The sequence below is a fragment of the Psychrobacter sp. NPDC077938 genome, from assembly GCF_044542635.1.
Classification (GTDB): Bacteria; Pseudomonadota; Gammaproteobacteria; order Pseudomonadales; family Moraxellaceae; genus Psychrobacter.
On the sequence record NZ_JBITUW010000008.1, the window covers coordinates 164,334 to 175,579 of the forward strand.

At 43.4% G+C, this 11,246-nt stretch carries 11 protein-coding genes; all 11 read left to right on the forward strand.

The genetic code is table 11. From position 1 onward, the window contains the following. The first annotated feature begins 12 nt into the window (after window positions 1–12). The 11 genes from ACIGBM_RS13145 (at window position 13) to ACIGBM_RS13195 (ending at window position 10,989) form a co-directional block, all read left to right on the forward strand. Window positions 13–810 (forward strand): IclR family transcriptional regulator C-terminal domain-containing protein, encoded by a 798-nt coding sequence (locus ACIGBM_RS13145; RefSeq protein WP_227677028.1) that lies wholly within the window; start codon window positions 13–15, stop codon window positions 808–810. 475 nt (window positions 811–1,285) lie between these two features. Next, a complete protein-coding gene (locus ACIGBM_RS13150; protein ID WP_397478054.1) occupies window positions 1,286–2,344 on the forward strand; it encodes a TRAP transporter substrate-binding protein in 1,059 nt (352 codons plus the stop codon). 207 nt (window positions 2,345–2,551) lie between these two features. Continuing rightward, complete coding sequence (locus tag ACIGBM_RS13155; RefSeq protein WP_372863329.1) at window positions 2,552–3,469, forward strand: TauD/TfdA dioxygenase family protein; 918 nt, start codon at window positions 2,552–2,554, stop codon at window positions 3,467–3,469. Between the two features lie 14 nt (window positions 3,470–3,483). After that, window positions 3,484–4,263, forward strand: coding sequence for a class II aldolase/adducin family protein (locus ACIGBM_RS13160; RefSeq protein ID WP_298810624.1), 780 nt, complete (start codon window positions 3,484–3,486; stop codon window positions 4,261–4,263). A 215-nt stretch (window positions 4,264–4,478) separates the two neighbouring features. Next, window positions 4,479–5,690: a 3-oxoadipyl-CoA thiolase gene (gene pcaF / locus ACIGBM_RS13165; RefSeq protein ID WP_397478055.1), complete on the forward strand. Its 1,212-nt coding sequence runs from the start codon at window positions 4,479–4,481 to the stop codon at window positions 5,688–5,690. After that, on the forward strand, window positions 5,690–6,862 hold the full coding sequence (locus ACIGBM_RS13170; protein ID WP_394123924.1) for an alpha/beta fold hydrolase: 1,173 nt from the start codon (window positions 5,690–5,692) through the stop codon (window positions 6,860–6,862). The genes pcaF and ACIGBM_RS13170 overlap by 1 nt, the downstream gene beginning before the upstream one ends. 95 nt (window positions 6,863–6,957) lie before the next feature. Next, window positions 6,958–7,686 carry a protocatechuate 3,4-dioxygenase subunit beta gene (pcaH, locus tag ACIGBM_RS13175; protein WP_397478056.1) on the forward strand — a complete coding sequence of 243 codons (729 nt, stop codon included), beginning with the start codon at window positions 6,958–6,960 and terminating at the stop codon, window positions 7,684–7,686. A 3-nt stretch (window positions 7,687–7,689) separates the two neighbouring features. Then, window positions 7,690–8,313, forward strand: coding sequence for a protocatechuate 3,4-dioxygenase subunit alpha (pcaG, locus tag ACIGBM_RS13180; protein WP_397478057.1), 624 nt, complete (start codon window positions 7,690–7,692; stop codon window positions 8,311–8,313). 96 nt (window positions 8,314–8,409) lie between these two features. Next, a complete protein-coding gene (pobA, locus tag ACIGBM_RS13185; RefSeq protein ID WP_397478058.1) occupies window positions 8,410–9,600 on the forward strand; it encodes a 4-hydroxybenzoate 3-monooxygenase in 1,191 nt (396 codons plus the stop codon). Window positions 9,601–9,658: 58 nt separating this feature from the next. Next, window positions 9,659–10,330: a 3-oxoacid CoA-transferase subunit A gene (locus ACIGBM_RS13190; RefSeq protein WP_397478059.1), complete on the forward strand. Its 672-nt coding sequence runs from the start codon at window positions 9,659–9,661 to the stop codon at window positions 10,328–10,330. Next, a complete protein-coding gene (locus ACIGBM_RS13195; RefSeq protein WP_372886160.1) occupies window positions 10,330–10,989 on the forward strand; it encodes a 3-oxoacid CoA-transferase subunit B in 660 nt (219 codons plus the stop codon). Before ACIGBM_RS13190 ends, ACIGBM_RS13195 begins: the two co-directional genes overlap by 1 nt. The last annotated feature ends 257 nt before the right edge of the window (window positions 10,990–11,246 follow it).

Below are 11,246 nucleotides of genomic sequence, written 5' to 3' on the forward strand. Positions count from 1 at the left end.
ACTTTGATAAGTATGAATAATATATCTATGAAACAAGATAAGAAAATACCCTTTGATAGTCCAGATTTCGTGACGTCTCTCGCAGGTGGACTAAGTGTTCTGCGAGCGTTTGATGACAACCATTCGACGATGACGCTGAGTGAAGTTGCCGAATGTACCAATATGGACAGAGCAAAAGCGCGGCGCTATCTGCTGACGCTGCATGCGTTAGGCTATGTTCATAAGGATAAGCGCCAATTCAAACTCTCTCCCAAAACGCTCAGTATTGGCTCGAGCTATCTAAGTAGTGCGCATCATCACGACATCGTGCAGTTCTATCTCGAACGTGTGACCGAAAAAACGGGTGAATCTTGTTCCTTTGCCGTACTAGATGATGATGAAGTGGTTTATATCGCACGGTCTGCTGCAAAGCATCGCCTGCTATCTATTTCGCTCTCTATCGGTACTCGGCTTCCTGTCGCTTACACCTCTATGGGCCGTGCTATCTTGGCTAACCTGCCCGAAGATGAGCGTGAAGATTATGTCGACAAAATCGAGCTAAACGCGTATACACCCTTTAGTATCATTGATCGTGAACAATTCAAAAACATGTTAAGTGCCGCTCATGACGAGCAATACGTGGTTGTCGATCAAGAGCTTGATACTGGGCTGCGATCCCTTGCACTGCCTGTTTATAAATCAAATGATGAACTCATCGGTGCTATCAATATCAGTACCAATGCCATGCGCGTGTCAAAAGAGACGCTTATTAAAGAGTTTTTGCCCATATTGCGTGATTGCGCTGAAAAAATCCAAACGTATTATATCTAGTCAGCCGAGCTAAATGTTGCCACCTGTCTGAGTTTATACGACATTGTGAGTAGATAGAAATCACGATTGAATGGGCATCATGAAAAGGTTTCCAATGCTTTATATAAAATTGCATTGGAAACCTTTTTTTTGTCTTTTAGTAAACCTAAGCAGCCAAGAGTTAGGATTAAAATGACTGTTTCCTCACTCAAAACAATTGTATTTTCTAAAAGATAAATTATTGACAGCATGGTAAAAGGACAGTATATTGAAGTTCATAATATGAACATTAATTCTAATAAAGAACAAATAATATCATATTTATCAAGAAAATTGAGATAATTATTTGCTGCCATCTGCCTTTTTACTTTAAAAGGACAGGTTACCTTTAATAGATTCATAATATATTACTGCAGCGCCAAGGATGGTAGAGCAGTTGGCATTGACCGCCTTCAAGCTGACTCATGTATTGTTTATATACAAGGAAAGTATACAAATGAAAATCAAAGACAATGTCAAAATGAAGAGCATGTCCGTACTGATAGCCTTGGCATTAGGCATGGTAGGGTGTTCTAGTCAATCAAATGAGCAAAGCTCTGAAACTGAAACCACCGTTTTAAGATTCTCACACTTTTGGCCTGCAACCTCTGCGATGCATGTTGAAGTCTTTGAGCCATGGGCAAAAAAAATTGAGACGGAATCTAATGGCCAGTTAAAGGTTGAGATTTATCCATCAGCAACGCTGAGCAAGCCAGACGTGATGTATGATTCTGCTGCTAAAGGCGTCATTGATATTGGCTCTCAGGCACACGGCTACAGTGCTGGTCGTTTTCCACTCACACAGATTGCTGAGCTTCCCGGCCTTTCAAATTCTGCCACCCAAATGGGCTGCATTCTACAAACACTTTATGACGATGGCACTATCGCCAATGAATATGAAGATACGCATTTGTTATTTCTCATGGGCGCAGGACCGGCTGCAATTCATACGGTTGGTGAACCCATCCGTGTTCCTTCTGATATGAAGGGCTTGCGTATTCGTCGACCATCAGCCATTGCAGGCGATATCATTGAAGCCACTGGCGGCACACCAGTGGGTCTTCCAGCTAATGATATCTACACCTCATTACAGCGTGGCGTGATTGATGGCCTCAGCTTTCCTTGGCAGCCAACGGGTGACTTTAGACTGGTCGAGTTAACTAAAGCACACACCAACATACCTTTTTATAATTCAGCATTGCTCGTGACCATGAACAAAAATAAATATGAGAATTTACCTGATGACCTTAAAAAAGTCCTAGATGACAATTCAGGAAGAGTGATGTCTGATTTGGTAGGCGAAGTAACAGATAGAGAAGATGCTAAATATATGGCAGAAGCGCGTGCTGCTGGACATATCATGGTTGACATTCCTGATCCGCTCAATAATCCTGATTGGAAAGGGCCTTTGTTGCAAGGCACTCAGAAATATCTGAGTGATGTTAAAACATTAGGTTTAGATGCTGATGGTATCTACGAAAAGGTAAAAACGGTCAGTGCAGGCTGTAAAGCTTAAACAATGTCAGGTAGTTCTCATGTATACAGTCAAAATTATTGTAGATAATCATAATGATTGTCCAATATGTAGCCTTTTACTAGCTGTAAGCGGTGAGCCTAAGCGTGACTTTCAAGATTGACAAGGGATTATCTCTAAAAAAGTATTTTTTGATCTCCTATTCGACAGTTGATAAAAATCAACAAAAAATTTTAAAGGATTAAAATTATGAAGAGTATTACACATCCAACCGGACTGTTTGACAATGGCGCAAAAGACTATAAGCATATTACCGCTATTCCTTTAGCGGCAGCTATGGGAGCAGAAATACAAGGCGTAGATCTCAGTAATGTGAGCGACGACGCTTTTGCTGAGATCGAAGCGGCCTTGTATAGGCATAAGCTTATCTTCTTTAGGGAGCAAGATATCTCTTTTACGGATCATGAAAATATAACGCTCAGATTTGGTGATTTTGGAACAGATGCTTATACCAAAGGTGTAGAGGGGCATAAGAACATCCAGCCGGTCATCAAAGAAGCAAATGTTGAAACAAAAATGGTGTTTGGCAGTGGCTGGCACACAGATTCCGCTTTTTTAGACTGCCCGCCTGCAATCGCGATCAACTATGGTAAAGATATGCCTCCATATGGCGGTGATACCTTATTTGCAAACTCTGTACTCGCATACAATAGCTTAAGTCCAGCAATGAAAGAGATGATAGCCCCTCTTAAAGTGTGGATGAGTGCTAAACACGTTGTGAGCTCTATGCAAGCTGAAAAACAATCACAGCAAAGAAAATCTGGTGAATTAGGCAGTTTAGAGCTTGATGTCGATACACAAAAAATGATTGAAGGATCTTATCATCCGCTGGTTAGAACACATCCTGTATCGGGCGAAAAATCACTGTATGTAGACAAAACCTATGCCTGCGGTATCGAAGGTATGACAGAAGAAGAGTCACGTCCTCTACTGGATTTCTTAGCAGGTTTTGTGACCCAAGAGTCTTTTGTTTGCAGACTTAAGTGGTATAACAATACGGTTATCATGTGGGATAACCGAATCTGCTTGCATCAGGCGTTTAATGACTATGATGGTTACAGAAGAGAGATGTATCGGGCAGTCGTCATGGGCGAAAAACCAGAATAGAAAAGGATGGCTTAATGAAAGATATTTTTGAATCAATAGTAACGCCGCCTGGCTATAGTGATCATGAGTGGCAGGCGAGAATTGAGCTGGCATTATGCTATAGAATGGTTGACTACTATGGCTGGACCACACAAGTTTATAACCATATCTCATATCGAATTCCGGGTACAGATCATTTGCTGATTAATGCATTCGGGCTTTTATATAGCGAAATCACCCCCTCAAATCTGGTAAAAATAGATTTTGATGGTAATAAACTTGATGACTCACCGTTTCCGATCAATAAAGCGGGCAACGTCATTCATACTGCCATCCATAAAGGTCGCCCTGATATTCATTGTGTGATGCACACTCACAATACAGATTTACAGGCAGTTAGTGCTTTGGAGTGTGGTTTTATACCTTTATTCCAGGAAGCGTATATGTTCCATGACCGTATTGGTTATCATCCTTTTGAAGGCATTGTATTGGATGCAACAGAACAAGAGCGACTTGTTGAGTCAATTGGTACTGACAATCACACGCTCATGCTTAACAACCACGGTGTTATTACCACTGGCCCTGATGTGTCATGGGCATTCATGCGAATGTACCAAATTATACAAGGCTGTGAGGTTCAGCTAAAAGCAATGGCTTCTGGTGGTAAATTACTTCAAGCCAGTGATGAAGCAATGATTAAAACCAGAGAGCAGTTCGAGGGCGGTGAGGCGCAAGCTGGTGCCCAAGTTAGGCTACCTGAATGGCCAGCATACTATCGGTTGATGAATCGGATTGATCCTAACTGGATAAGATAAACTACTTGTTCTTCCTGATGTTTTGTCAGTTTGCTTACATAGATTAGTATGATTTTTAGCAATGAAAACCCACGAATTAGCGTGGGTTTTTTATTTTGGAAAAAAAGCAAATCTTGTTGACAAAAGCCAATAAAACGTATATTTTAATTCACTATACGAACAATAATTCTAATTAAGAACAAAACAGCGTATCTCTAAATATCTAGGAGCAAGATATGACAGCAGTCTATATTTGTCATCCAAAAAGATCAGCAGTAGGTCGGTATGGCGGTGCATTGGCTGATATTCGTCCTGATGATCTATTAGCACAAGTAATAAAGTCAGTGCTTGATGATGCACCTGACTTTGATCATAGTGCGATAGAAGACAGTTTTATGGGGTGTGCCAATCAAAGCGGTGAAGACAATCGTAACGTTGCGCGTATGAGTGGTTTGTTATCAGGGTTATCAGAAAAGGTACCGGCAACAACCATTAATCGACTATGTGGCTCAGGCCTAGACGCAGTAGGAACGGCCTTTCGGGCGATAGTCAGTGGTGAGATGGAACTGGCACTCGCTGGCGGTGTTGAATCAATGACCCGCGCCCCATTTGTGATGGGTAAACCTGAAGGTGCTTATGATCGTCGTCAAACGCTGCAAGACACGACCATGGGTTGGCGTTTTATTAATAAGAAACTGGACACTATATATGGTACAGAGGCGATGCCGCGTACCGCAGAAAATTTAGTGGAAAAATATAATATCTCTCGTGAAGACCAAGATTCTTTTGCAGTATGGTCACAACAAAAGGCGGCTCAAGCACAAAATGATGGACGTTTAGCGGCTGAAATCACTCCTATCACGATTGAGAGACGCAAGAAAGAAGCGTTAATCGTCGATAAAGACGAGCATCCACGTCCGAATACCAATATGACTACTCTAGAAAAGTTGCGTCCTATCTACGAAGGAGGGACGATTACTGCTGGTAATGCCTCTGGAATCAATGATGGTGCTGCTGCGATGTTAATCGCTAGTGAAGCGGCCGTAAAAAAATATGGTCTAACACCCATGGCAAAAATCGAAGGAATGGCAACCGCTGGTGTGCCACCAACTATTATGGGTATTGGTCCGGTACCAGCCACTCAAAAACTATTAAAGCGTCTTAATCTTAGTTTAGACGATATTGATATCATCGAGCTTAACGAAGCCTTTTCTGCCCAAGCACTGGCATGTTCTAGGGAACTAGGATTAGAAGATCGAGATCCAAGACTGAACCCTAAAGGTGGCTCCATTGCTTTAGGTCATCCACTTGGCGCTTCTGGTGCACGGATTTTGATTTCAGCCATTCATGAGTTACAACGTACCAAAAAAGATCGTGCACTTTGTACGATGTGTATTGGTGTTGGACAAGGTATTGCTTTAGTGGTTTCAAGAGCAGGAGAACAATAATGGTATTTTTGACAACAGACACACACCTCATTGCTTACCAAGATAGTGGTGAAACCTACTTGCCAGCATTGTTTATGGCGCATCCATTAGGCATGAGCCGTAACGTATGGGACAAAGTATGTGATGAGCTGCATGGTCATTATCGCTGCATACGTTGGGACTTGCCGGGCCATGGCAGCAGTGGCGCTGCCTGTGCAGATTTGACGATAGAGCAGTTGGCTTACGATGTACTCAGCTTAGCAAGCGCTTTAGATATTGAAAGCTTTAGTTTCATTGGTACTTCTATTGGCGGCATGATCGGACAAAGCCTATGCCAAATTTCGCCAGAATCTTTAGAGCAGGTTTGGCTCACCAATACAGGTGCTGTGATTGGGACAGCTGAGGCGTGGGCTGAACGCGCTACCAACGTTCGCAGTTTGGGCTTGGCTCAAATGGCTGAAGGGATTGTCCCGCGCTGGTTTGCACCTGCATATATTAAACAAAACCCTGATGCACTGCTTGGCTGGCAAGTACAGTTATCGCGCAACGATGATGAGAGCTATGCCAAGCTTTGTGAGGCCATTGCACACGTTGATAATCGTGAACACTTATCAAGTTATACGGGCAAGGTTGCCTTGCTAGCAGGTGCAGAAGATGTCTCTACACCGCCTGCGACACTCGCCGCACTGCAAGAAGCTTTTGCTGATGCTGAGCTAACCGTATTTGACGGGTTAGCACACGTGCCAGCGGTTGAAATGCCTAAACAGTTAGCCAAATACATACAAAACAACCCTATGCGTGATTCTATTGGACAGACGGGTATTGGTTATGAGCAAGGTCTTACACAACGTAAGCGAATCCTTGGTGAAGACCATGTTACCAAAGCCTCCAAAAATGCCACAACGTTAGATGGACCTTTTCAGCAATTTATCACACGCAATGCTTGGGGAGAGTTATGGGGAGATCCTAGCCTAACTGTGCAACAACGAAGCATGATTACCACTGCCATATTGGCTGCCCTTGGACGTGATGGTGAGCTGGGCTTGCATTTACGTACCGCGCATCGTCTAGGTATTCATGAAGATCAGTTACGTCAGGTGCTGATGCATGTATCGATTTATGCTGGCGTACCAGCGGCCAATCATGCGTTTTCTTTAGCCAAAGATAATGGATGGGGTAATCCCATCAGTTAAGGCAGCAATGAGTCAGCACAGTAGTTAATTAGCACAGCAGCTAGTTAGCACCCGATATTGATAAAGTTTGCTTTATAAAAACGGAGAGCAATGTAATGAGCCATAAGTATCCCTCTTTTCTATCACGTGATCGCACTTGGCAGCCAGAACCCTACACGCCGGGTTACAAAACCTCGGTGGCACGTTCACCGCGTCAAGCGTTGGTCAGTCTCCAAAGAGCGAGCGATTCAGAGCGTAGTGGTCCTGTATTTGATGGTTTAGAAATCGGTCAGTATGACAATGACTTATTGATGAATTTTCGAGCAGAAGGTGAGCAAGCAGGTCTGCCTATTGGCGAACGTATCATCATGCATGGTCAGGTAATCGATCAGTTCGGTAAGCCTGTGCCCAATACGTTGGTTGAGATGTGGCAAGCAAATGCTGGTGGTAAATACCGTCACAAAAAAGATGGCTATCTGGCGCCACTAGATCCTAACTTTGGCGGTGTTGGGCGATGTATCACTGATGCTGAAGGTCGCTATCGTTTTCGTACAGTGCGTCCAGGGCCTTATCCTTGGCCGAACGGGGTCAACACTTGGCGACCTGCGCACATTCATGTATCTGTCATGGGTCCTTCAATCTCTACACGTCTGATTACCCAAATGTATTTTGAAGGGGATCCACTTATTCCACTGTGCCCAATTGTAAAAGTGCTAAAAGATCCAGAGGCTGTTGAAACGATGATTGCACGCTTGGATATGACTAGAAGCAAGCCAATGGACTGTTTGGCCTATCGTTTTGATATCGTGGTACGCGGCGCATTACAAACCTATTTTGAGGAGTAAATCATGTACAGACAATACAAATTACAAGACGACAGTGGTCTGTTGCGTGAGACGGCCTCCCAAACGTCAGGTCCTTTTGTACATATCGGTTTGGCGTTAGAAATTGCTGGTTTTGAGTCACGATCTGACGAGATATGGCAAGACTTGGCCAAAGAGGGTGCTGAAGGTGAGCACATAGAATTGGTCGGTCATGTATACGACGGTAATGGCGAAGCGGTACATGATGCATTGATCGAGATATGGCAAGCAGACAGCCACGGTAATTATATTAGTAATTTTGATAACAAAGAACCGTTTAGCGGATTTGGACGCAGTGCTTGTGCTTTAGATGGGGATTTTCATTTCCATACCGTCAAACCTGGACAAGTAGATTTTTATGGTAAGCCTATGGCGCCACACGTCAATATCGCCATTTTTGCACGTGGTATTAATTTACATCTGCAAACCAGAGCCTATTTCGATGATGAGCAAGAAGCCAATGAGCAGTGTCCAATATTGAACAGTGTGCCTTCAGCAGAACGTCGAAAAACATTGATAGCCAAAAAAGAACAAGGCGATGGCAAACCTCGCTACCGATTTGACATCTACTTACAAGGTGATGGAGAGACTGTCTTTTTTGATTTTTAAGTGAATACTTTTACGGATAGCTAATGGCTTTCGTAAAGAAGCGGTTGATAGAAATGTATTGCAAATAGGAATTTATCAAGTAATGAGAGGGATTTCATGAATTATAAAACTCAGGTGGCCATCATTGGTGCTGGCCCATCAGGCTTATTGCTCGGTCAACTACTGACCAAAGCGGGTATCGACAACATCATTTTAGAGCGTCAAACAGGAGAGTATGTCCTAGGACGTATCCGTGCAGGCGTTTTGGAGCAGGGCACTGTAAATCTGATTCGCGAGTCGGGCGCTGGTGAGCGAATGGATAAAGAAGGATTGGTTCACACTGGTACTGACTTTAGTTTTCAAGGTGAGCACTATCATATAGACCTAGAAAGATATAGTGGCGGCAAACATGTCGTGGTATACGGTCAAACAGAAGTCACTCGAGATTTGATGGAAGCGCGCGAAAAAGTAGGCGGTGTCACTGTCTATCAGGCAGAGAACGTTGAGCTACACGATATTGAATCAGACAAACCTTACGTCACTTATCAGCATAACGGTGAGTCGTTCCATCTAGGCTGTGACTATATAGCTGGATGTGATGGTTTCCATGGTGTCTCGCGTAAGTCTATTCCGTCTAATAAGTTAGAGGAGTATGAGAAAGTCTATCCGTTTGGTTGGTTGGGATTGATGAGTGACACGCCACCAGTCAATGAAGAGCTGGTCTACTGTGCTCATGAGCGTGGCTTTGCACTGTGCTCGATGCGTTCGCCAACGAGAAGCCGCTATTACATCCAAGTGCCTGATACAGACAAGATCGAAAACTGGAATGAAGAAAAGTTTTGGGCGGAGTTAAAACGCCGTATTCCACCAGAAATGGCTGAACGACTAGTGACTGGGCCTGCTATAGAGATGAGCATTGCACCGCTACGCTCTTATGTTTGTGAAACCATGCAATATGGCAAAGTATTCTTATTGGGAGATGCGGCACATATTGTTCCGCCGACTGGCGCTAAAGGATTAAACCTAGCAGCTAGTGATGTAGAAACAGCGTTTCGTTTGTTTGTGAAAATATATGAGGAAGAACGTACAGACTTGATTCCTCGCTATCAAGAAATCTGCTTGGCACGCGCTTGGAAAGCCGTACGTTTCTCATGGTGGATGACTATGTTATTACATCGTTTTCAGAGTGCGGGTCGTTTCGATTTTCGGGTACAGCAAGCTGAATTTGATTATTTTATTCATTCAGATGCTGGAAAAGCAACGATTGCTGAAAACTATGTGGGCTTACCATTTGAAGCATTAGAGTAAATAGTTGAGTTTCAATTATTTAGACCTAGCTACTCAACTTTTTATATAGGATGATTCCATGTTAAATAAAGTGACAGAATCTGCCATCGATGCCATGAACCATATCAATGATGGGGCAACCATCTTGATAGGTGGGTTTGGCTTGGCAGGTCAGCCAGCAGAGCTGATCGACGCATTGATTGAGCGTAATGCTAAAGATTTAACAATCGTGAGTAATAATGCAGGCAATGGCGAGACAGGATTGGCGCTATTACTAAAGTCAGGCTGTGTACGCAAAATCATTTGTTCGTTTCCGCGTCAGCATGACTCGTATATCTTTGATGATCTTTATCGTTCAGGCAAGATTGAGCTCGAAGTGGTACCACAAGGCACGTTGGCTGCTCGTATGCAAGCTGGCGGTAGCGGTCTTGGCGCGATCTATACACCGACCGCTTATGGTACGTTGCTGGCTGAAGGCAAGGAGACACGGACTATCGATGGCGTAAACTACGTATTGGAATATCCAATTAAAGCAGATTTTGCCCTTATCAAAGCTTTTAAAGGCGATCGTTGGGGCAACCTAACCTATCGTAAAGCTGCTCGTAACTTTGGTCCAATTATGGCGGCAGCATCGAAACATACTATCGCTCAAGTGAGTGAAGTCGTTGAATTGGGCGCGTTGGATCCTGAACACATCATTACACCAGGTATCTTTGTGCATGAAGTTGTTTGTATTGAAGGAGATCAGTAATGAGTAATTATACTCCGCGTTCAGTTGATGAGATTGCCAAGCGCGTTGCTCAAGACATCGAAGAAGGCATGTATGTCAATTTGGGTATCGGACAGCCTACCAAAGTCGCTGATTTCCTACCGAAAGATAAAGACATTTTTTTGCATAGTGAAAATGGTGTTTTGGGTATGGGGCCAGCCCCTGAAGAAGCCGATAGAGATGGTGACCTGATCAATGCTGGCAAACAATATATCACGCTACTCAAAGGCGGTAGTTACTTTCACCATGGTGATTCCTTTGCCATGATTCGTGGTGGACACATCGATCTATGTGTTCTGGGTGCATTTGAAGTGGCTAAAAATGGTGATATTGCCAACTGGTTTTTAGGTCGTCCAAAAGACATTCCAGCCGTTGGCGGAGCGATGGATTTGGCCGTTGGGGCCAAAAAAGTTTACGTCATTATGGATCACGTTAGCAAAAATGGCGAACCCAAAATTGTTGAAAGCCTAAACCTGCCTATTACTGGCGAAAAATGCGTTAATCGAATTTATACAGATCTAGCGGTGATTGATATTACTGAGCAAGGGTTGGTGGTGCGTGACATGGTTGAGGGGTTGACCTTTGATGAATTGCAATTAAAAACAGGCGCCACATTGCGGCAGCCATTATCTAAAGAATAACCCGTAACACGCTATTATCAGTACAGCGCTTAACCATCAAGAAGGGATTTCATGATGAAAAAAATATTATCTCTAGCAGTCATTCAGACTGTTCGGCCCATTATAAATGATGATACTAACGATATTGCATCAGCCTTTAATAACAAGGCAGGTGCTCTATGACATTTTTAGTCAAGCTCAGTGTCTTAATCTCTAGATTATGCCAGTTTATCGGTGGGATCAGTCTCATCATCATCGTCCTAACCACCATGCTCGAC

What these genes read in the sequence shown, in the direction of transcription:
- pcaH (WP_397478056.1), top strand. Translation starts at nt 6,958, where the DNA reads ATGAGCCATAAGTATCCCTCTTTTCTATCACGTGATCGCACTTGGCAG.
- ACIGBM_RS13150 (WP_397478054.1), top strand. Translation starts at nt 1,286, where the DNA reads ATGAAAATCAAAGACAATGTCAAAATGAAGAGCATGTCCGTACTGATA.
- ACIGBM_RS13145 (WP_227677028.1), top strand. Translation starts at nt 13, where the DNA reads ATGAATAATATATCTATGAAACAAGATAAGAAAATACCCTTTGATAGT.
- ACIGBM_RS13170 (WP_394123924.1), top strand. Translation starts at nt 5,690, where the DNA reads ATGGTATTTTTGACAACAGACACACACCTCATTGCTTACCAAGATAGT.
- ACIGBM_RS13160 (WP_298810624.1), top strand. Translation starts at nt 3,484, where the DNA reads ATGAAAGATATTTTTGAATCAATAGTAACGCCGCCTGGCTATAGTGAT.
- pobA (WP_397478058.1), top strand. Translation starts at nt 8,410, where the DNA reads ATGAATTATAAAACTCAGGTGGCCATCATTGGTGCTGGCCCATCAGGC.
- ACIGBM_RS13190 (WP_397478059.1), top strand. Translation starts at nt 9,659, where the DNA reads ATGTTAAATAAAGTGACAGAATCTGCCATCGATGCCATGAACCATATC.
- pcaF (WP_397478055.1), top strand. Translation starts at nt 4,479, where the DNA reads ATGACAGCAGTCTATATTTGTCATCCAAAAAGATCAGCAGTAGGTCGG.
- ACIGBM_RS13155 (WP_372863329.1), top strand. Translation starts at nt 2,552, where the DNA reads ATGAAGAGTATTACACATCCAACCGGACTGTTTGACAATGGCGCAAAA.
- ACIGBM_RS13195 (WP_372886160.1), top strand. Translation starts at nt 10,330, where the DNA reads ATGAGTAATTATACTCCGCGTTCAGTTGATGAGATTGCCAAGCGCGTT.
- pcaG (WP_397478057.1), top strand. Translation starts at nt 7,690, where the DNA reads ATGTACAGACAATACAAATTACAAGACGACAGTGGTCTGTTGCGTGAG.